This is a genomic window from Streptomyces sp. NPDC026538 (assembly GCF_055567535.1).
This window is the reverse complement of the sequence record NZ_JBVHQG010000006.1, coordinates 370,919-392,989: the sequence shown is the minus strand read 5'-3', so window position 1 is coordinate 392,989 and position 22,071 is coordinate 370,919. Positions and strand designations below refer to the sequence as shown.

The window sequence follows — 22,071 nt, the reverse complement described above, 5'->3', positions numbered from 1 at the left end:
CGGTCTGCTCAGGGAAGGATGCTCGCGGGTGCCCGGGTGGTGCCGCGCAGTCGGGCGGCGTCCCGGCTCGGGGGTGCGCCGAACTGGCGGCGGTACTCCCGGCTGAACTGGGAGGCGTTGTCGTAGCCGACCCGCCGGCCGACCCCGGTCACGTCGCCGGGGTGGGTGGCCAGCAGCAGCCGGGCCTCCTGGAGCCGGATCTGCTTCTGGAACTGGATGGGGCTCATCGCCGTAACCGCCTGGAAGTTGCGGTAGAAGGCGGAGACGCTCATGCCGGACATGCGGGCCACGTCCTCGACGCGGAAGGAGTGCGCGTAGTGCTCGCGGATCCAGCGCACAGCCCGGGAGACATGGCTGAGACCGCTGTCCGCCAGGCCGAGTTCGCGTACCGTCGCCCCCTGCTCGCCGGTGATCAGGCGCCACAGAATCTCGCGCTTGAACAGGGGCGCGAGCACGGCCCGGTCGCGGGGCTCGTCGAGCAGCCGCAGCAGCCGGACCACCGCGTCGAGCAGCGCGGCCGGAGCGTCGCAGACGGCGATCCCCGACGGCGCGCCTCCGCCGGCCCGTGGGACATCGCCGGGGTCGGCCCGCAACAGCAGTTCGGCGACGGCGGACGGCTCCAGGATGAGACCGAACCCGAGGGCGGGGTGCTCGTGGCCGGTCTGGGTGAACTGCCCCGTGACGGGCAGGTCGACGGAGGCGACCAGGTACTGCCCGGCGCCGTACTCGTAGACCCGGTCGCCCAGGGCGAGGCGTTTGGCGCCCTGGGCGATGACCGCGAGCACGGTGCCGGACATCGAGGGCCCCGGCGGATCCGGCCGGTCGATCTTCGAGATGAGGACGCCGTCGATGGCGGTGCTCCAGTCGGGCCGGGCGTGCCGGTCCAGCAGGCTCCGGAACTCTTCGAGAGGCATGCGCCCATTGCACCACCCCGCTGCCCTCTTGTTCCCGTCGTCGCGAGGATCGTGCAAGTCGACGCGAGGATAGAGCCTGACGTTCGTGCAGGCCGGACCGCTTGAGCCCCGCTGAGCGGCGGGCCGGCCGGCCGGGCGGGCGGGCCGAGGGGGGCGAGGTGGGCCACGCAACCATCGGGGGTGACGGGACCGGCCGGCCGGTGACACGATGCGAGAGGCGAGAAAGGTGGCAGCCATGGCGCCGGACGTCCGCGCGTCGCTGGGCGCGATGCTCTTCCGCCGGGTGGCGGGCCCCGACGGACCGGCCACCCGCGCCCGTATCCACGGCACACCCGGCCCCCGCTGGTTCGCCCCCGGCCGTCCGATCCGCGTCGTCCACGGGGACGCCGCCATGTTCGTCGGCGGACTGGGCGCCCTTCTTCTGCAGTCCCTGCATCCCCTCGCCATGGCCGCCGTCGCCGCGCACTCCGGATACCGCGGCGACCCGTGGGGACGGCTCCAGCGCACCAGCGCCTTCCTGGCGGTGACCACCTACGGCGTGGCGGACGACGCGCAGGCGGCCGTCGCCGCGGTGCGCGGCATCCACGACAAGGTGCGCGGGACGACACCGGACGGCGAGCCGTACCACGCCGCCGACCCGCACCTGCTCGGGTGGGTGCACGCGGCCGAGACGGAGTGCTTCCTGCGCGCTCACGAGCGCTTCGGCTCCCGCCGGCTGGACGGGGCCGGCTACGACGCCTACGTCGCCGACACCGCGCGGGTCGCCGAGGCACTCGGGGTGACCGATCCGCCGCGCGACCGCCGGCAGCTGGCCGCGCGGCTGGCCGGCTACCGGCCGGAGCTCAGGGCCACGCCCGAGGCCCGGTCGGCGGCACGCTTCCTGCTCCTGGAACCCCCGCTGCCCCTGCCGGTCCGTCCCCTGTACGGCATCCTCGCCGCCAACGCCGTGACACTGCTGCCCTCCTGGGCCCGGTCGCTGCTGCGGCTGCCCCGTCTCGCGCTCGTCGAGGACGTCACGGTGCGACCGGCCGGCCGGCTGCTCACCCGCACGATCCGCTGGGCCATGAACACCCCCGACGTCTCGTAGCGGCTCGGCACGGCGGGAACCCGCCGCGCCCCCAAGGGCACGGCGGGTCCGGAGGTCACCTGGTGCTCTGCGCCCAGGGCATGCCGCGGGTTTCCGCCCACTCCGTTCCCCGTGACCAGAGCCCGCCGCCGCCCGACGCGCCGGAAGCGTTCCACCCGCCGGGTCCCGCGACGGTGCCGTCACCTCCGGCCTGGACCGGCCGCTCGTCGCGGTCCGTGCGCTGGAACCCGATCGTGTAGGTCCGGGTGACCGAACCGTTCGCCGAGGTCACCTTGACGGTGCGGGTGGTGAACCTGGACCCGGTCGAGAAGAGGACCGAACTGCCCTCGGTGACCCTCACCCGCTCGCCGGACTGGGCCGGCACGGCGGAGACGCTCGGGATCCTGCCGTTCTTCGGCCAGTCGACGACGTAGGTGGACACGTCCGGGTCGAACCCGTCGATCGCGGCACCTCCGACGGTGAGCGCCTTCGCGTCGGCGACACTGGCCTTGGTGGCGTCCGAGAAGTTCTTCACCGTGACCGACCCGTCGGCGTTGACGACCACCTTCGCCGCCATCGCCGCCGCGAGGTTGATCCGCTGCCAGCTCGCCCCGCCGCCGGCGGTGAGGTCGAGCGGGTACCCGGAGTCCGTCGCGGTCTGCTCCAGGATCTGGGTCCGCTGCCCGGTGGTGAGGTCCGGGAAGGCCGTGATCAGCAGGGCCGCCGCGTCGGACGGCGTCTTGAGGGCCTGCCCGGCCTTGCCCACCTGCGAGAACCCGTAGGTCAGGCGCCGCGTGTACAGGTCGACGTCCTGCGCCGTGCTCAGACCGGCGTACGGGTCGCCCTCACAGGCCGCGAGCGTGTCGCCGTATCCCTCCTCCTGACACTGCGCGAGCAGCACGTTCTCCATCTCGGTGTGGGCCTGCTGCAGCAGTTTCGCGAAGTCGGGGTCCGCCCACCGGTGCGCCACGGTGGCCTGGCCGGAGATCCGGCCGCCCATGACGTCCAGCGGGTAGTGGAACCCGAGGACGATGCGGTTGTCCCCGTACTCCGAGGTGCGCGCGAGTATCGACGGCGCCAGCTCCGGGAGGAGCGTGGCGAGGATCGTGCCGGCCTCGTAGCCGCCGTAGGAGTGGCCGCTCGGGTACGAGCCGCTGGTGGCAAGGCTGCCGTACGAACCGTCCTGCGACTCGTAGATGGAGCCGCCGTCGCCGACGAATCCGAGCCGCACGTAGGGACGTTGGTAGCCGTAGTGGTTCTTGGCCGCGTCGACCTTGTCGAGGTTCTGCGTGACACGGGAGAACAGGGCGCTGGTCTTGGGCAGTTGACCGCCCTTCAGGGCGTCGCTGTAGAGCTGCCCGAGCCGGGACCCGAGACCGTCCGCCATCGTGACGGTGGAGCTGTTCGTCGCGTCGACCTCGGCCCGGTCCACCTCCTTCTGGGTGGCCGCGTTGTTGATCCGCACGGCGAGCCGGTCGTTCTCGGCGGTCAGCGGGGTGCCCTGGGACACCTTGGTGTTGGCGCCGATGATGCCGGAGCCGAGATCGCCGATGCCGTTGAGCAGGTCGTAGAAGGAGTCGGTCCCGTCACCGGTTCCCGGCCACTTGTCCGACGGGTAGGCCGCGTTGAGCGTCTCGTCCGGGAAGGGGGACGACACGTACGCCGGGTCGGCGGTGTCCGCCGAGGCGGTCGCCGAAGAGTCGTCCGCCGAGGTGCCCGCGGGGGAGTCGTCCGAGGTCCCGGCCAGGGTGATCGCGGTGACGGTGGCCGTGTGCGCCTTCGCCTTGGCCGAGGTCGTGAGCAGCGCAGTGTCCGCCGCGGCGGAGACGTGCGCGGTGGTTCCGTCGCGCAGGGCCACGGTGTAGCCGATGATCGGGAACCCGCCGTCGCCGGCCGGCCGCCAGGTCACCCGGACCTGCCGGCCGGTGGTGACGACGCCCGTGACGGACGGCTTCTGAGGCTTGCCGCCGCCGGTCACCACCGGCGTGGTGGCCGCGCTGGGGTGGGAGGTGCCGACCGCGTTCACCGCACGGACGCGTGCCGTGTACGACTTGCCGGACCGCAGCCAGGTGAACGTGGTGCTCCGGCTGTCCGGGTCCCGGATCTCGACCTGGTGGCCGTCGTCCAAGTCGACCTGGTAACCGGTGACCGGCGATCCGCCGGTGTCACCGGGCGCGGCCCAGGCGACGGTCACGCTCGTGCCGGACGACGTCGCCGACACCGTGTCAGGTGCGGCCGGGACCGTCCTGGGCTTCGTGGCGAGCGCGGACATGGCGCGCTGGAGCGCGTCGTACCCTGCCGTCAGGGTCGCGTCCGTGGCCGTGTCGTCCGCGAGCGCGGTCTTCGCGTCCGTGAGTGCCTGGGTGAACGCCTTCCACGACGCGTCCGTGTAGCGGGTGTCCTGGAGGGCCGACGCGGTGGTGACCAGGTCCTCCAGCCGCAGCCTCGGTACCGGGACGAGTTGTCTGGCGGCGAGGGTGAGGCTCCGGGTCTGGGTGTCGACCTCGAGCTGGGTCGTGCCGTCGGCGTCCACGAGGGAGCGAGCGGCGTCGAGTTCGCGCCGGTACACACCGAAGTCGATGGTGTCGTAGCGCGCCTCGTCGGCGGAGAGACCCTCGTACCGCTCGATCGCCTCGCGCAGGGCGGACTTGTCGGTGACGGCGGGCGTCTCGACGTGGTTGAAGGTGATCCGGCCCAGGTTCGCGACGTACGGGTGCGAGGAGTCCGGGGTCGTCGTCAACCGCAGAGAGACGGTGTGTGTGCCATTGATCGCCTTGGGCAGCGTCAGGCTCGTCGTCCCTCCGGACGACCAGCCGGCTCCCGTGACCGGCAGCGGGACGGTCGCGTACGGCGTGCCGGGGTTGCCGGTGTCGAAGGAGTCCAGGTAGAGGTCGACGGCGGAACCGGTGCCGCAGCGGGCCGAGTTGTTGACGTAGGTGATCGTGACGGTGTTCTTCGGGGAACCGCCGAAGTCGATGTCCCCGTAGTTGAGCCAGGCTCCGTTGTAGGTGCCGCCGAGGTCGGTGGCGGAGCCCGAGCCGGTCCAGCCGACCGGCTCGCTCTTGAGTCCGCCGCCGCTGTTCGCGTGGAACGCGGTGGCGTCGAAGCCGACGGGTGCGTCGGCCTCCTGCGTCAGGGTCAGCGAGTAGATGTTGCCCACGTAGGGCTGGGACGAGGACTGTGTGCTGGAGACGAAGTCGGCGTACACGTCCTGGACGCCGGTGAAGACGCTCGGGTCGAGGTGGACGCTCGTGGTCGCGATGGTTCCCCAGCCCGATCCGCTGTAGTCGAGCGGCACGGACACGGTCTTCGGACCGTCCTTCGAACCGAGGTGCAGTTCGATGTGCGAGTCCGAGGCCGCGCGCGACCGGGGCTTGTCATAGCGGACGGTGAGGGTGTCGGCACCGTCCCGGAGGTCGGTGTCCTTCCATTGGGCCCACGCGCCGTTCGTCACGTTCTCGAAGATGCCGTTCGAGAGGTTGAGCGGGGCCGAACCGCCGCCGGTCGTGGTGCTGTTGACCGCGGTGAGGGTGGCGAGCGTCGTCGTCGGGGACGTGGCGACCTCGTACGGCGAGAACTGGTACCAGTCGAAGTTCGACACCCACTGCTGGCCGGCCGGCGCGTGGAACACGAACGTCGCGCTCGACGCGTTCAGCAGCCCGTCCGGGTCGGTGACGGCCGCCTGCACCGTGCTGTAGTACTGCCAGCCGCCGGTTCCGGGCAGCTGGACGGTGGCGACGACGGGACCGTCGGCGGCGCCGGCGTGGATGTCGACGCTGCTCGGCTTCGCGTTGGCCGCCTGCGAGTTGGCGTAGCGGACCGAGATGGTCCTCGGGGCGACCCCGCCGAAGTCCAGCTTGGTGTACCGCTCCCAGGCGCCCTCGGTGACGCCCCCGAGGTTGCCGTCCGAGTTGTTCCGCTCGCTGATGAGGCTGGGGCCCTCCTTCTGGTCGGGGGACTCGGCCTGCAGGACGGCGTAGCCGCCCTCGTCGATGGTGAGCGTGTCGACGGCGGAGTGCAGCGCGTCGTCGGCGGCCATGATCGTGCCCGTCGCGGAGGCGGTGTCCGCGAGGACGGTCCGCGCGCGTTCGAGCGCCGACCGGAACAGGCTCCAGGAACCGTCGGAGTAGTTGCCGCTGCGTACCAGGGACGCCTGGTCGACCAGGGTGCGAAGGGCCTTGCGGTGCACCTCCGCGGCGGAGACGGCGAGCGGGTCGGTCGGGGACACCCCGGTGCCGCGCACCGTCGAGGCCCGCACGCCGTGGGCGAAGGCCGCGTCGGCGAAGGTGATGCCGAAGTGCGCGTCGACCTGCGTGCCGCCGGTGAGCGACAGCGTCGCCGTGCGCGAGCCGGTGACGCGTAGGTCCGCCGTGACACCGCCCGGGAGGCCGGTCACGGTCGCCGCCCCGGTCCTGGTCAGGCTGGTTCCGTAGCGGGCGGCGAACGACGCCGGTCCGGACAGGGCGAGTTTCACGCTGCCGTCGACCTTGCCGTCCGCGTCAGTGTCGACGGTGTCCGGACGGGCGGAGACGACGGTGTCGCCCTTGCCCGTTCCGGCGCCGCTGTCGCCCGTCTCGCCCCCGTCGGTGTCCAGCGAGTACGCGGGCTGCGAGTGAGTGCCCCACTGGGAGGGCTTGGACCCCATGGTGAAGTCCAGGGTGCCGCCGGAGATGATCTGGGAGTAGTCGAGCCACGTGTTGTCGAACCGCTTGCCGTTGAGGGTCGCGCTCTGCACGTAGTAGGCGCTCGGCGACACGCCGTCGGCCCTCACCGTGAACTTGGAGCCGTTGGCGTAGGTGATCGTCGTGGCGTCGAAGAAGGGGCTGCCGATCTGGAACTGGCTGGAGCCGGCGGTCACCGGGAACAGGCCCAGGGCGGCGCCGACGAACATGGTCGACATGGTGCCGGCGTCGTTGTCCATGGTCGGCAGGAAGCCGTTCGGGGAGAGCTTGTAGACCTGGGTCCTGACCGGCGGGGTGAACTGGCCGCCGGAGCTGGGGGCTTCGTTCGTGGAGCCCGTCGCGATGTAGCGGTTCCAGGTCGTGCCGGTGTAGATGGACCGCACCCACTTCTGGGTCAGGCTCGGCTCTCCGACGTAGTTGAAGAGGTACGGGGCCTGCAGGTCGATCTCGTTGGCGTTGGAGTGCAGCATGGTCGAGCCGTCGTCGACGCTGGAGTCCTCGCCGAACATGTGCTTGACCGCGGCCTTGGCCGCCTTGTCGCCGCCCATGGCCTTGATGAGGCCGCCCATGTCGTAGGCGTCGTACCAGTGGTACTGCCAGAGCGTGCCCTGGTAGAGGCCGGCCGCCTCGAACTTCTCGTAGTCGGCGGCCTGCCAGTCGCCGCCCGTGGCACGCGGGGTGAGCAGACCGACCTTGGTGCCGTCGGAAGCGGTCCAGGCGTCGGACTTCACGAGGTTGTCGATCGCCATGGTCGACTGCGTACGCAGCTTCTTCGCGTCCGCGTCCTTGCCGAGCGCGTCGGCGACGACGGACAGCGCCCACTGGTCGTAGCCGCGCTGGACGGTCGTACCGGGATCACCGCTGACGTAACCCTGCCGCAGTTGGGCCCCCGTGTAGTACCCGGAGTACGACAGCAGCGCCGGGTACGCCTCGTCGAGCCGGTCGAAGTTCTTGAAGCCCTTCGACAGCGCGTCGGCGACCAGGACGGCCGAACGCTCCCAGCGCACCGTGGGAACCGAGTGGGTGAGGCTGCCGAGGCTCTTGCCGGAGGCGCGCTGGTCGGCGAAGAGCTCGATCAGCGACTGGATCATGTCCCGGTAGGTGGCCGGGTCGATGTACGCCTCGACGGAGTACTTGCGGAAGTCGTCCCAGGTGGACCAACCGTCGTAGTACGTGAAGCCGTTCGCCTTGTGCACCGCTCCGTCCGCGCCGCGGTAGGTGCCGCTGGTGCTGGTGGCGTTCACCGGCAGCGCGTACATGCGGTACAGGTGCGTGTAGAACTCCTTGGTGAGCGTCGACCCGGGGTCGGACTTCGCCGAGGAGCGCACGTCGACCGCGCCGAGCGCGCTGTTCCAGGCCGCCTTCGTCTGGGCACGGGCCTGGTCGAAGGTGAGCTTGCCCACCTCGTTCTTCTGGTCGGTCGCCGCCTGTTCCGCGCTGATGGGCGACAGCGTGACGCGCAGTTCGACGTTGTTCCCGGCGGACTTGTCGAACCCGAGGACGGCGCCGGTGTCGGAGCCGTCCTGGGTGGTCGCGTCGGTCAGCTTGCCGTCGTTGCCCCAGCTCTTCAGCGAGGTCACCGGGACGTTCGTGGTGGCGTTGTAGTACAGCTGGTACGCGGCGCCGTTGAACGACCCCGCGATGAGCCCGGAGATCGAGGTGGTCCCGTCGGCGAGCGTCGTCGCCTTCATCGTCGAACGGGTGCGGCTGGTGAAGTTGTTCGCCAGGTCGAGGACGAGTTCGGGGTTCGCCCCGGCGGGGAAGCTGTACCGCTCGAGCGCCGTGCGCGTCGTCGCGGTCATCTCGGCCTTGACGGTGCCGGGGTCCTGCGTCACCGACGACACGGTTCCGGAGATGGATCCGAGCCCCACATGGTAGGAACCGGGCGTCGCGCTCTCGTCGTCGTGGCGGTACGGGTGGGCGTACGTGCTGGGCGCGGGGCGCTTGTCGTACCGCACGGAGGTCGGCACGACGAGCAGGTCGCCGCCGCCTCCCGAGCCGCCGACGCCGTCGAGGTTCGTCGCGGTGAAGCCCGCGATGTGGTCCTCGGTGTAGTCGTACCCGGTGTGGTTGCGGTCCGGAGTGGTCAGCGGGTTGACCTTGGCGAGGCCGTGGGGCGCCTGCGCGCCCGGCAGGTCGTTGCCGTCGTCGCCCGCGGTCGACACGAACGGGTCGACCAGTTTCGTGTAGTCGGTGCCACCGGACGTCCCCGCGGACTCGGCGGTGGCGGGCAGTGCCACCGCCGCGCCGCCACCCGCCAGCGCGGCGACGCCGAGGGCCCCGGCGAGCAGCGAGGCAACCGCCGCGCGCAGTGACCGGCGACGCCGGCGGGCGGTTCTCGGTGGCAGTGGGCGGGGCACGAAGGCATCGGGTCTGACAGGCACGGAACCTCTCCAACGTCGCGATACACGGCACGGTCGGGCCTATCGGGGACAACGTTGTCAGCCCGTACGGCACCCGGACCGTGCGGACTCGGGGCGAGACGGCGGCGGACGCACGGGATCCCCGGTAGCGTGCGCGGCCGCCGCCATCAGACACGGGGAAAGCATGCAACGGGCAAACAAGATTCGTACAGGAGATGCGCACGCGTGCCGCCCCGCGAGGGCGCGCACCGGCCACGCCGTCGGGCGCGCGGGACGGACATCGCGTCAGGTGCTTCCGGTAATGCGGGGAAGCGCGCCCGCTGTTCCGTCGCCCGGGGGGCGGGGTGCCGCGGGCCGGTCCCGTTGCGGGCGTGAGACGAAGACGCCCTTCGCCGCCGCTCCCGCGAACGCCCCGGCGGGCCGACCGTGTTCGAGTCCGTCGACCACAGGAACCGCGACGCCGTCGGACATCCTCCGCGCGACGGCATTTGCCCGTCGGCCCGCCACCGGCGGGCTCACTCGCGGTGGTACTCCGCGACGGCCACGCGACCGGACCGCAGGGACGACCGCCGCCGCGCCGGGCTGCCCAAGGTGTGGGCGAGCGTGAGGAGATCGTCGTCCGACACCACCCGCAGGCCGTACTCCGCCAGCAGCGCGGCCAGGCGCCGCGGCCGCCACAGTGAGCGCCACGGCTCGCCCGACGTCATGGAGCTGCCGAGCACGCGTGCCAGCAGCCGCCCCACGGACGCCCTCGCCGACGGCGCCTGGTAGTTGACGACGAGCGCGCTGTCCGGGGCCGACCGGGCGGCGAGCGCGGCGACCGTCGTCCGGACCTCGTCGCGCGTGAGGTAGGGCACGACGCCCTCCCACAGCCATGTCGTCGGAGCCGACGGATCGTGCCCGGCCGCGTCCAGGGCCGCCCCGAGATCGTCGACCGCGAAATCGACCGGCGTGAACCGTGCGGAACGGGCGGCGGCCGGCAACTCGGGGATGTCGGCGAGGCGGGCGCGCTTGTCCTGCTGGGAGGCGGGATGGTCGACCTCCCACACATCCGTCCGCGCAAGCCCGGGCAGCCGCCACGCGCGGGTGTCCAGACCGGCGCCCAAGATCACGAGCTGGCCGGTCGCACGGGCGCGCAGCGCCTCGTCGATCGCGACCGTCCGTGGTACGACCACTTCGGCACACGCCCGCACACCCTCGTACGCGACGCGCGCCTGCCAGCCCTCCGGCACCGTGCCCGCGCGCACCGCGTCCACGGGCGCGCGCTCCTCGACGCGCAGCAGCCGCACCGCCACCGGATCCGCGAAGCGGCCCACGGCCGTCTTCCCGTCCGCCGCCGCCCGCCCCTGGCAGACCAGGACCGCCGTCCGGCTCGCCGCACGCTCGCTCTCGCTCATGGAGCCGTATTCAACACGACTCCCACCGCCCCACGCGGCAGACGGCGAAGTCGCCGCCCGGCAGGGCGAGTACGACACCGCGGCGCTCCGCGGCCGGCGAGCCCGTCGTCCGGCGGCAGCTCGGCGATGGCCCGCACGAAGCCCCTCGTACGTCGGGGCGCCCGGGCGGGATCACGGTCACGCGGTGACCGTGCCGTCCGCGCATGGAGCCGGCCGCGGGCGCCGCCCCGCCGTCGCCCGCCCCCGTTACCGATCCGTTTCGCAGGTTAATTTCCGCGTCCGAAGGGTTGGCTGGAAGTCGTCATCTGGTTATCGTTCACGCACTTCACTCAATCGTTCCGCCGAACGAATAGCGAGAGAGACGGTCGGTCCATGTCCGACATCCACCTGCCGGGGCGCCGCTCGGTGCTCGCCGCGGGCGCGGCCGGCGCGGCCTCGCTCGGCGCGTCCTGGCTGCTCACCGGCTGTACGGGGGCAGCCGCCGCCCCAGACCTGACGGCTGCCGCCCTGACGGGCACCCCCGACGCCGGCGGCACCCTGCGCATCGCCCGCCCCCCGGCCTCCGACGCCGAGACCCTCGATCCCGCCAGCTCCCTGTCGGCGTACGAGTACCTCGGCGCCCTCTACAACCGGCTGGTCCGCGTCGGCGCGGACGGCGAACTCGCCCCCGACCTCGCCGAGTCATGGGAGTCCGACAGCAAGGCCCGTACCTGGACCTTCCGGCTGCGCAAGGGCGTCACCTTCCACGACGGACGCGCCTTCACCTCCGCCGACGCCGCGTACACGCTGCGGCACATCCTCGCCAAGGCGACCGCCTCACCCCAGGCCGCCGTTCTCGCCCCGCTCCTCGACCCCGGCACCCTGCGCACCCCCGACGCCCACACCCTCGTCGTCCCGCTGAAGACCCCGAACGCCGAGTTCCCGAGCCTGCTGACGCACTACAACTGCTATGTCGTCCCGGACGGCAGCGCCAAGGGCATCGGCCGCACCGGCATCGGCACCGGTCCCTTCAAGCTGGAGTCCTTCGCCCCCGCGGGCCCCGGCCGGGTCACCGCGAACAAGGACCACTGGGCCGGCCGCCCGGTCCTCGACGCGATCTCCTTCTACTCGGTCGCCGACATGTCCGCCCGCTCCAACGCCCTGCTCGCCGGCCAGGTGGACCTGCTGTCCCAGACCAACCTCGACTTCGCCACCGCCCGGGTGGTCGCCGCCTCCGACCGGGCCACCATCGCCCGGGTGAAGGACGCGCAGTGGTACGTGCTGCCGATGCTCACCACCGAGAAGCCCTTCACCGACGTACGGGTCCGGCAGGCGATGAAGCTCGCCTACGACCCGGAGCACGTCGTCAAGGTCGCGCTCCAGGGCGCGGGCAGCGCCGGCTGGGACAACCCCGTGCCGCCCACCGACCCCGCGCACATCGCCGCGCACCCCGCGCACGACCCCGAGCAGGCCCGGCACCTCCTCAAGCAGGCCGGGCACGAGGGCCTGGCCGTCGACCTCTACACCTCGTCCTACGACCCGCTGTTCACGCCGATGGCCCTCGCCTACCAGGACTCCGCCAGGCGCGCCGGCATCCGGGTCCGGGTCAGGACGGCCGCCTCGGACTCCTACTACACGCAGATCTGGATGAAGAAGCCGCTGATGGCCACCTACTGGTTCACCGGGCGGCCCGTCGACCAGCTCTTCACCCAGATCTTCCGCAGCGGCTCCTCCTACAACGAGACCGCCTGGTCCGACAAGGAGTTCGACGCCGTCCTGGACCGGGCCCGCGCCGAGACCGACGACACCGAGCGCCGTGAACTGTACGGCGAGGCGCAGCGGCTGGTGATCGAGCGGGGCGGGGCGATGACCCCGATGTTCGCCGACCGGCTGGTCGGCATCTCCCGAAAGGTCCGCGGCTACGCCGAGCACGGCTTCGAGTTCGACTACCTCAACATCGGCGTGAAGGGGGCCTGAGCATGCTGTCGTTCACCCTGCGCCGACTGGCCTCGGCCGTCGGCACGCTGTTCCTCTCCTCGGTCCTCGTCTTCCTCGCCGTCCAGGCGCTGCCCGGTGACGTGGCCACCCAGATCCTCGGCAAGGACGCCACCCCGGACGCCGTCGCCGCCCTCCGCGACCAGCTCGGCCTCGACCGGCCCGCCTGGGAGCGCTACCTCGACTGGGTCGGGGGCGCCCTGCACGGCGACTTCGGCACCTCGCTCGTCTCCGGGAAGGGCGTCGGCGGCGAGGTCGCCCAGTACCTCGGCAACTCCGCGCTCATCGCCCTCGTCACGATCCTGTTCGCGGTGACCGGCTCCCTCGTCCTGGGCGTCCTCGCCGGCCTGTACCGGGACCGCTGGCCCGACCACCTCATCTCCACCGTCAGCCTGGTCGGCATGAGCGTCCCCGAGTTCGTGGTCGCCACCGTGCTGGTGCTGTGCTTCTCCGTCGCGCTGCCCTGGTTCCCCGCGGTCGTCCTCTACGGCCCCGAGGCGAGCGTCGGCCGGCTCCTGCCCGCCGTGTGGCTGCCCGCGCTCGCGCTCGCCGTCGTCATGGCCGCCTACATCGTGCGGATGGCCCGTACCTCCGTCATCGACGTGCTGGCCGGCGAGTACGTCACCACCGCCCGCCTCAAGGGTCTGTCCACCTGGCGGGTCGTCACCCGGCACGCCCTGCCCAGCGCGCTGCTGCCCACCCTGCACGTGATCGCCCTGAACGTCGCCTGGCTCGCGGGCGGGGTCGCGGTCGTGGAGAACGTCTTCAACTACCCCGGCATCGGAAAGCTGATGCTCTCCTCCGTGCAGAACCGCGACCTGCCCGTCATCCAGGCCATCGCCCTCGTCAGCGCCGTGATCTACGTCGTCTGCAACCTCGCCGCCGACCTCGGCGCCATGGCCCTCAACCCCAGGCTCCGCACCCGAGGGAGGACCCGATGACCGCGCCCGACACCACCCCGGCCACCCCGGCCACCGCTCCGGCGGCCCCGCGCTCCGCCGCCCGCGCCTGGCGTGGCCTGCGCTCCTCCCGCACCGCCCTGGTGGGCCTGGCCGTCGTCGCCGTGCACATCCTGGTCGCGCTGCTCGCCCCGCTGCTCACCTCCTACGACCCGATCGCCAACGACGCCTCGCACGCCCTGCTCGGCCCGAGCGGGGCGCACTGGGCGGGCACCGACCAGTACGGCCGCGACGTCCTGGCCCGGGTGCTGTACGGCGGCCGGTACGCGCTCGGCGTCTCCGTCGCCGCCACTCTGATCACCGTCGCCCTCGGCACGGTGATCGGCTGCGCGGCCGCCCTGCGCGGCGGCTGGTTCGACGACCTGCTCGGCCGGGTACTGGACGCGATCCTGTCCGTGCCGTCGATCCTCGCCCTGCTCGTCGTCGTCACCGCGCTCGGCACCGGGCCCGCCGTGATCGTCCTCGCCATCGCCGTCGTCTACGTCCCCCAGGTCGTCCGCGTGGTACGCGGCGCCGCACTGGCCGTCGTCCCCATGGACTACGTCACCGCCGCCCGCGCCCGCGGCGAGAGCACCTGGGCGATCCTGCGCCGCGAGATCCTGCCGAACATCACCGACGTGGTCTGCGTGGAGTTCGCGATGCGCGCCTCCTGGGTGGTGCTGCTGATCTCCTCGCTGTCCTTCCTGGGCTTCGGCGCCGACCCGCCGACCCCCGACTGGGGGTTGATGGTCGCCGAGAACCGCACCGCCATCACCGTCGTGCCGATGGCGAGCCTCGCACCGATCATCGCCCTGGCCACCCTCGTGGTCGGGCTCAACCTCGCGGCCGACGGCCTGTCCAAGGCGTGGGGCGTGGACCGGATCAGGGAGGGTTCCTGATGACCTCTGTCGTCTCCGTCGACCCCGTCACCTCTGTCGTCTCCGTCGACTCGCTCTCCGTCGCCTACCGTTCGGGCGGCCGCGACGTCCCGGTCGTGCACGAGGTGTCCCTGGAGGTGGCGCCGGGCCGGACCCTCGCCCTCGTCGGCGAGTCCGGCAGCGGCAAGTCCACGGTCGCCGCCACCCTCCTGGGCCATCTGCGGCACGGCTCCCGGATCACCGGCGGCAGCGTCCACGTCGACGGACAGGACGTGTTCGCGCTGCCCGCACCTCGGTTGCGGCGGCTGCGCGGCGGGACCGTCGCCATGGTCGCCCAGAACGCCGGGCAGGCGCTGACCCCGACCATGCGGATCGGGCGCCAGATCGAGGAGGCCGGCGGCCACATACCGGTCGTCGACCTGCTCGAACAGGTCCGGCTGCCCCGCCCCGCCGAACTCGCCCGCCGCTACCCGCACGAGCTGTCCGGCGGCCAGCAGCAGCGCGTCGCCATCGCCATGGCCGTCGCCGCCCGCCCCAAGGTCCTGGTCCTCGACGAGCCGACCACCGGCCTGGACGTCATCACCCAGCGCAGCGTCCTGGACCTGATCGCCGCCCTGCGCGACGAACTCGGCCTGGCCGCCGTCCTGGTGAGCCACGACCTCGGCGTCGTCGCCCACCTGGCCGACGACGTGTGCGTCCTCAAGACCGGCAGGGTGGTGGAGTCGGCGGCCACCCGGCGGCTGTTCGCCGCGCCCCAGGACCCGTACACGAAGCGGCTGCTGGCGAGCGTGCCACGGCTGGACGACGCCGGTCTCGCGGTCGTGGACGAGGCGGGGGAACGGACGGTCCGCGCCAAGGCCGTGGTCCCGGACGGCTCACCGGTCGCGGTCGCCGCGAACGACGTCACCATCGACTACGGCAGCACCCGCGCCGTGCACGGGGTCTCCTTCGACGTCCGCCGCGGCGAGGTCCTCGCCCTCGTCGGCGAGTCGGGCAGCGGCAAGTCCACCCTGGCCTGGACCCTGGCGGGGCTGCGCACCCCCTCCGGCGGCACCATGACGCACGAGGCCGGGGACCTGGCCCGTCCCGCGCCCCAGCGGCCGCTGTCGCTGCGGCGCCGGGTCCAGCTGGTCTTCCAGAACGCCGACACCTCCCTCAACCCCCGCCGCTCCGTCGGCGACGCCGTGCGCCGCCCGCTGCGGTTCTTCGGCACCGCGACCGGCCGCACCGAGACCGCCGAACAGGCTCGCCGGCTCATCGCCGACGTACGCCTGGACCCGGCCCTCGCCGACCGGCTGCCCGCCCAGCTCTCCGGCGGACAGCGCCAGCGCATCGGCATCGCACGGGCCCTGGCCGGAGAACCGGACGTCCTGATCGCCGACGAGATCACCACCGCCCTGGACGTATCCGTCCAGGCCGAGGTGCTGCGCCTCCTCGACGACCTGCGCCGCGAACGCGACCTGGCCTGCCTGTTCATCAGCCACGACCTCGCCGTGGTACGCGGCATCGCCGACCGCGTCGTCGTCCTGCGGCACGGAGTCGTCGTCGAGGAAGGCCCCACGGAAGCCGTCTTCGACGCGCCCGGCCACCCCTACACCCGCCGGCTGATGGCGGCCGCCCTCGAACCCGACCCCGACGCACCGCCCCTGACCGGCGACGCCCCCGACTGGGCGGACGCCGCCGAGGCGGACGACACCTGGACGGACCTCGGCGACGGCCATCGGATCCGCCGCTGGCAGCCCGTCGAGGCCCCCGTGGCCGAAGGAGTTTCGTGAAGTACCGCGACCAGTTCGAGCGCCAGGTCGTCCGCGAGGACGTCTGGATCCCCACCCGGGACGGCGCGACCCGGCTGCACGCGCGCATCTGGCGGCCCGCGGACGCCGGGTCCGACCCGGTGCCCGCGCTGCTCGAATACCTCCCGTACCGCAAGAGTGACTGGACCGCGCCCCGTGACGCCCAGCGCCACCCCTGGTACGCCGGACACGGCTACGCCTCCGTACGGGTCGACATCCGAGGCCACGGCGACAGCGAGGGCACCCCCGGCGACGAGTACGACGCCCAGGAACTCGCGGACGGCGTCGACGTCGTCAACTGGCTTGCCGCGCAACCCTGGTGCACCGGCAAGGTCGGCATGTTCGGCATCTCCTGGGGCGGCTTCAACGCCCTCCAGATAGCGGCCCTCGCCCCCGAGCCGCTCAAGGCGGTCGTCACCGTCTGCTCCACCGACGACCGCTACGACAACGACGTCCACTACACCGGCGGCGCCGTCCTCGGCATCGACATGCTCGCCTGGGCCGGCACCATGCTCGCCTTCGCCTCCCGCCCCCCGGACCCGGCGAGCGTCGGTACCGACCGCTGGCTGCCCATGTGGCGCGAACGCCTCGACGCTCTCCAGCCCTTCCTGCACACCTGGCTCGACCACCAGGAGCGCGACGCCTACTGGCGGCACGGCAGCGTCTGCGAGGACTACACCGCCATCGACGCCGCCGTCCTCGCGGTCGGCGGCTGGCACGACCCCTACCGCGACACCGTGCTGCGCCTGGTCGAGCACCTCCCGGCCGACCGGGTACGCGGCCTGATCGGCCCGTGGTCCCACCAGTACCCGGACCGCGGGCTGCCGCCGGGCCCGGCGATCGGTTTCCTCCAGGAGACCCTGCGCTGGTGGGACCAGCACCTCAAGGACACCGACACCGGCGTACTGCGCGAACCGCTGCTGCGCGCCTGGATCAACGACCCGGTCCCGCCCGCCACTTCGTACGACACGATGCCGGGCCGCTGGGTGGGGGAGAGCAACTGGCCCTCCCCGCAGGTGACATGGAGCGAGCGCGCCCTCGCCCCCGACTGCCGTACCCCGGTCCTGGTCCGTTCCCCACTCCACACCGGCCTGGACGCCGGCCGGTTCTTCCCCTTCGGCAACGCGAGCGACCTGCCGCCCGACCAGCGAGAGGAGGACGGCCGTTCGGTGTGCTTCGACTCCGCACCCCTCGCCGAGCGCGTCGAGATCCTCGGCCGGCCGCGCGTCCGGCTGCGCCTGAACAGCGCCACCCCACGCGCCCACGTGATCGTCCGGCTGTGCGACGTGGCTCCCGACGGCTCCTCGACCCTGGTCACCCGGGGGGTGCTCAACCTGCTGAGCAGGCTTGGCCGCGACAAGGCGGTCGAGTGGACCCCGGGGACGTACGAGGACGTCGAGGTCGACCTCACCGGCATCGGCTACGCCTTCCCGCCCGGCCACCGGGTCCGGGTCGCCGTCTCCGACGCGTACTGGCCGTGGGTGTGGCCGCACGGTGAGCGCGGCGAGCTGCGGGTCGTACCCGCCGACAGCGCCGTACTCCTGCCCGAGCGGGCGGCCGTCGAGGAACCGCCGATCGTCTTCGAGGAGCCGGAACAGGCGCCGGCGCTGCCGGTCACCTACGACCGGCCCGCCGAGCCGCGTCCCGAACGGCTCGTCACGCACGACGTGGCGGCCGGGGAGTGGACCCTGGAGGTCGACCCCAACTACGGCGGATCACGGACGTATCCCGACGGGCTCCGCTACGAGGAGAGCGCGCGCGAGACGTACCGTGTCCGCGGCGACGACCCGCTGTCGGCGAGCGCCGTGTCCCAGTGGCGGATCCGGCTGCGGCGCGGCGACGACTACGACGCTGAGATCATGACGCGTACGGAGCTGCGGGCCACGGCCGCGGACTTCGTGATGGACAGCCGTATCGAGGCACGGGCGAACGGAGAGACAGTGGCCAAGCGCTCCTGGCACCACACCAGCGCGAGGACGTCCGGATGAGCGCCGCCAAGCCGCAGCGCGCCGCGAAGACCCCGCGCCGTGCCGTCGCCGCCGCGGACCGCACCCGCCAGCCCACCGAGGTCCGCCGCCGGCTGATCGTCGAGGCGGCCGTCCCGCTGATCGCGGAGCGCGGCTACGCCTCGGTGGGCGTCCGGGACGTGGCGGCCGCGGCCGGGGTCTCCGTCGGGACGGTCACCTATCACTTCGGCAGCGTCCAGGAGATCCTGTCCGAGGCCATGGTCCTGCACATCGAGCGCTACTACGCGGCGCTCAGCGAGGCCGCCGAACAGGCCGGCAGCGGCGCCGAGGCGCTACGGCTGCTCGTCGACGCCCTCTTCACCGAGGACACCGACCGGCACTGGCGGATGTGGTTCGACTACTGGAACGCCGGCGACCCGGACACCGACGAGACGTTCACCCGTGGCCAGGCCCAGCGCTACGAAGCCTGGCACCAGCAGATCCGTGCCCTGGTCGAACGGGGCGTCGAGGACGGGGAGTTCGCAGGCGACGACCTCGACGGGTTCACCGTCCGCTTCGCCGCCCTCGCCGACGGCCTCGCCCTCCAGCGGCTGCGCCAGACGCCGCCGCTCAGCACCCAGGACGCCCGCCGTCACCTGAACCGGCTGGTGGAGACCGAACTCGCCGTCCGCCCGGACCGCGACTGACGCGGACGGCCGGACGGCCGGACCCTGCCGAGGACGCGTGTGCACGGCAGCCGGGCGCGTGCTCCGGGCAGGTACGCCTGGTGCGGATACTCCGGGTGCGGGTGCGGGTGCGGGTGCGGGTGCGGGCGCGGGCGCGGGCGCCGGTCCGGGACCGGGCGGACTGTGCCGGGCCGGTCGGGCCGGAGGGCGCCGCCCCAGGCGCGCCCGTGCCCGCGCCTGCGTTTCCGTGGGACCGCCGAGTCCCTAGGAACGGCCGTCAGCATGCCTGGGCCAAAAGCTGGTGGGGCTGGTCCGGTCACTCTGCGCATCCCTGCCGGGCGCGCTCCGTGAGCCGGCGACTCGGCGAGTGTCCGGTATGCCCGGGAGGTGCGACGCTGGGACGGCAGGCATCCGCCGAGGGGACCCGGGAGGGCCCGATGGGACGTGATGTGCCGGCCCGGGTGTTCACACGGGAGGACCGGCGCCGGTACCGCGAGAAGATGCACACCTGTCTCGACGTACTGGCGCAGATGCTGCGCGATTCGGGCTTCGAGAGCGAGCGCCCCCAGGTCGGCATGGAGATCGAACTCAACCTGGTGGACGACGACGGGCTGCCGGCGATGCGGAACACCGAGGTGCTGCGGGCGATCGCCGACCCTGCCTGGTCGAGCGAGCTCGGCCGTTTCAACCTGGAGATCGACATCCCGCCCCGGGAGCTGACCTCCGGCGGCCCCGGCGCCTGGGAGCAGACGATCCGCGACGCGCTCAACCACGCCGAGGACCGCGCCGCGACGGTGGGCGCCCACCTGATCATGATCGGGATCCTCCCGACGCTGGGCGAGCCGGACGTGGGCGAGAAGTCCCTGTCCGGTGATCCGCGCTACCGGCTGCTGAACGAGCAGATCTTCGCGGCGCGCGGCGAGGACCTGCGGATCGGGCTGGAGGGCGTGGACCGCCTTTCGATGTACGCCGACGCCATCACCCCCGAGGCCGCCTGCACCAGCACCCAGTTCCATCTCCAGGTGGCCCCCAAGGACTTCGCCGACTACTGGAACGCGGCCCAGGCGATCGCGGGCGTGCAGATCGCCCTCGCCGCCAACTCGCCCTTCCTCTTCGGCAGGGAACTGTGGCGCGAGACCCGTATCCCCCTGTTCGAGCAGGCCACCGACACCCGTCCCGAGGAGATCAAGGCCCAGGGGGTACGGCCGCGGGTGTGGTTCGGAGAGCGGTGGATCACCAGTGTCTTCGACCTGTTCGAGGAGAACGTGCGCTACTTCCCGGCGCTTCTGCCCCTGTGCGACGACGAGGACCCGCGACAGGTCCTCGACGCCGACGGTGTGCCGCAGCTCGGGGAACTCACGCTGCACAACGGCACGATCTACCGCTGGAACCGCCCCGTATACGCCGTCACCGACAGCGGGCCGCACCTGCGCATCGAGAACCGCGTCCTGCCCGCCGGCCCCACCGTGGCCGACACCATCGCCAACGGCGCCTTCTACTACGGCCTGACGCGCGCCCTCGTGGACGAGGACCGTCCGGTGTGGTCACGGATGTCCTTCTCGGTCGCCGAGGAGAACCTGCACGCGGCGGCCCGTGAGGGCATCGACGCCCGTCTGTACTGGCCGGGGGTGGGCGAGGTACCGGTGACGGAACTGGTGCTCAGACGCCTGCTGCCGCTGGCGCACCGGGGTCTGGAGCTGGCCGGCCTGGACGCCTCCTGGCGCGAGCCCATGCTGGGCATCATCGAGCAGCGCTGCGTGAACGCCCGCAACGGCGCCCTGTGGCAGGCGGAGACGGTCCACCACCTGGAGCGGACCGGCACCCTCGACCGCCGGGAGGCGCTGCGGCGGATGACCACCACGTACATGGACTACATGCACCTGAACGCGGCGGCACACACGTGGCCCGTGGAGTGAGCGCCGCAACGGGCTGAGAAGGCGGCCCGGAGTTCCCAGCATCCCCGCGTTTCGATCGCGGCCGGGTTCGGGGTGCGCCGCGGATTCCTCTCCCGGCTGAGGCTCGGCCCGGTCTACGGCGAGGGTGGGGCACGGTCGTACGTTCCGGCGCCAGGGTCCCGCCGTCGACCCGGCCTCGGGGGAACGAGCACCGTCGTGCCAGGATGCCGCGTGACCGCTGTGTTCCCGGAGGCTTCCTGACGTGACCGAGACCGAGGTGGCCGTCGCGCCGCACCCCCTGCTGCTGGCCGACGGCCGACCCGCCGCCGACGCGTGGTCGCTTGACCCGGCGCTGACACACCTGAACCACGGCTCGTTCGGTGCCGTTCCGCTGGTGGCGCAGGAGCGGCAGGCGCAGCTGCGCGCCGAGATGGAGGGCGCACCGGTGGTGTGGTTCCCGGAGCTGCCGGGACGGCTCGCCGCCACCCGCGCCGAGCTCGCCGACTTCCTGCGCGTCGACGCCGGTGACCTCGCCCTGGTGCCGAACGCCAGCGCCGGTGCCAGCGTGGTCTTCAACGCCCTCGAACGCCGCCGTGGCGGGGAGATCGTCGTCACCGACCACGGCTACGGGGCCGTCACCATGGGAGCGGCACGGCTGGCCCGCCGCTGGGGCGGCCGGGTGCGCACGGCGCGGATACCACTGGGCGCGGACGAGGACGAGGCGTACGAGGCCGTGGCCGCCGAGATCGGGGAGGCCACCGACCTCGTCGTGGTCGACCAGATCACCTCGCCGACCGCCCGCCGGCTGCCGGTCGAGCGGATCGGCGCGGAGGCGCGCCGGCAGGGTGTGCCGATGCTCGTGGACGGCGCCCACGCGCCCGGTCTGCTCGTCGCACCGCTCGACGGAGCGACGTACGACTTCTGGACCGGCAACCTCCACAAATGGGGCTGTGCCCCGCGCGGCACCGCGGCCCTGGTCGCCCGTGGGCCCCTGCGGGACCTGCTTCACCCCCTGATCGACTCGTGGGGCGCCGAGGAGCCGTACCCCGACCGCTTCGACCAGCAGGGCACGATCGACGCCACCTCCTACCTCGCCGCGCCCACGGCCCTCGACTTCGTCGAGCGCACCTGGGGCTGGTCCGCCGCTCGGCGGTACATGGACCGGCTGGCGGACTACGCCGCCCACGTGGTCGGAGCCGCGTTCGCCCGGCTCACCGGTGACGACAGCCGGACCGACGTCGGGATGCCCGTGCCCGGCATGCGTCTGGTACGGCTGCCCGACGGCCTCGGGCGCAGCCGGATCGAGGCCGACGCACTGCGCGACCGAGTGGCCCGGGAACTCGCCGTCGAGGCGAACTTCACCAGCTTCGGCGGCGTCGGCTACCTGCGCGTGTCCGCCCACGTCTACAACACCCCGGCCGACTACGAGTACTTCGCCGACAAATGTGTGCCCGTACTCGGCAACTGGGCCCGGGAGTCGCCCTGTTGAGTTATCAGGTCGAGCGTTCCGGGCCCTTGACTCGGTAGCCGGGCGGCCCC

Annotated in this window: 12 protein-coding genes; 9 read left to right on the top strand and 3 right to left on the bottom strand. The window is 72.4% G+C overall.

What is annotated here, in order from left to right; all coding sequences use genetic code 11:
- Window positions 1-8 precede the first annotated feature (8 nt).
- Window positions 9-914, bottom strand: coding sequence for an AraC family transcriptional regulator (locus ACZ4N4_RS25490; RefSeq protein WP_467592410.1), 906 nt, complete (start codon window positions 912-914; stop codon window positions 9-11).
- 235 nt (window positions 915-1,149) lie between these two features.
- On the opposite strand from ACZ4N4_RS25490, the gene ACZ4N4_RS25485 reads away from it, so the two are divergent.
- The gene (locus tag ACZ4N4_RS25485; RefSeq protein WP_467592407.1) at window positions 1,150-2,001 is read left to right on the top strand and encodes an oxygenase MpaB family protein; all 852 of its coding nucleotides are present in this window, start codon (window positions 1,150-1,152) and stop codon (window positions 1,999-2,001) included.
- Between the two features lie 55 nt (window positions 2,002-2,056).
- On the opposite strand, the gene ACZ4N4_RS25480 is transcribed toward ACZ4N4_RS25485, so the two are convergent.
- Window positions 2,057-9,046: a glycoside hydrolase domain-containing protein gene (locus ACZ4N4_RS25480; protein WP_467592405.1), complete on the bottom strand. Its 6,990-nt coding sequence runs from the start codon at window positions 9,044-9,046 to the stop codon at window positions 2,057-2,059.
- Between the two features lie 494 nt (window positions 9,047-9,540).
- Complete coding sequence (locus ACZ4N4_RS25475; RefSeq protein ID WP_467592403.1) at window positions 9,541-10,422, bottom strand: class I SAM-dependent methyltransferase; 882 nt, start codon at window positions 10,420-10,422, stop codon at window positions 9,541-9,543.
- 372 nt (window positions 10,423-10,794) lie between these two features.
- Here ACZ4N4_RS25475 and ACZ4N4_RS25470 point away from each other — a divergent pair, with 372 nt between their 5' ends.
- The 8 genes from ACZ4N4_RS25470 (at window position 10,795) to ACZ4N4_RS25435 (ending at window position 22,021) form a co-directional block, all read left to right on the top strand.
- A complete protein-coding gene (locus ACZ4N4_RS25470) occupies window positions 10,795-12,378 on the top strand; it encodes an ABC transporter substrate-binding protein (RefSeq protein ID WP_467592401.1) in 1,584 nt (527 codons plus the stop codon).
- 2 nt (window positions 12,379-12,380) lie between these two features.
- Window positions 12,381-13,337 carry an ABC transporter permease gene (locus ACZ4N4_RS25465; RefSeq protein WP_351701901.1) on the top strand — a complete coding sequence of 319 codons (957 nt, stop codon included), beginning with the start codon at window positions 12,381-12,383 and terminating at the stop codon, window positions 13,335-13,337.
- Entirely contained in the window at window positions 13,334-14,233 is a 900-nt protein-coding gene (locus ACZ4N4_RS25460; RefSeq protein ID WP_467592398.1) for an ABC transporter permease, read from the top strand. The genes ACZ4N4_RS25465 and ACZ4N4_RS25460 overlap by 4 nt, the downstream gene beginning before the upstream one ends.
- Window positions 14,233-15,987: a dipeptide ABC transporter ATP-binding protein gene (locus ACZ4N4_RS25455; RefSeq protein ID WP_467592396.1), complete on the top strand. Its 1,755-nt coding sequence runs from the start codon at window positions 14,233-14,235 to the stop codon at window positions 15,985-15,987. Before ACZ4N4_RS25460 ends, ACZ4N4_RS25455 begins: the two co-directional genes overlap by 1 nt.
- Window positions 15,984-17,993 (top strand): CocE/NonD family hydrolase, encoded by a 2,010-nt coding sequence (locus ACZ4N4_RS25450; protein ID WP_467592394.1) that lies wholly within the window; start codon window positions 15,984-15,986, stop codon window positions 17,991-17,993. The genes ACZ4N4_RS25455 and ACZ4N4_RS25450 overlap by 4 nt, the downstream gene beginning before the upstream one ends.
- Window positions 17,990-18,658 (top strand): TetR/AcrR family transcriptional regulator, encoded by a 669-nt coding sequence (locus ACZ4N4_RS25445; RefSeq protein ID WP_450757379.1) that lies wholly within the window; start codon window positions 17,990-17,992, stop codon window positions 18,656-18,658. Before ACZ4N4_RS25450 ends, ACZ4N4_RS25445 begins: the two co-directional genes overlap by 4 nt.
- 416 nt (window positions 18,659-19,074) lie before the next feature.
- On the top strand, window positions 19,075-20,553 hold the full coding sequence (locus ACZ4N4_RS25440; protein ID WP_453578335.1) for a glutamate-cysteine ligase family protein: 1,479 nt from the start codon (window positions 19,075-19,077) through the stop codon (window positions 20,551-20,553).
- A 241-nt stretch (window positions 20,554-20,794) separates the two neighbouring features.
- Entirely contained in the window at window positions 20,795-22,021 is a 1,227-nt protein-coding gene (locus ACZ4N4_RS25435; RefSeq protein WP_467592391.1) for an aminotransferase class V-fold PLP-dependent enzyme, read from the top strand.
- Window positions 22,022-22,071: the final 50 nt, after the last annotated feature.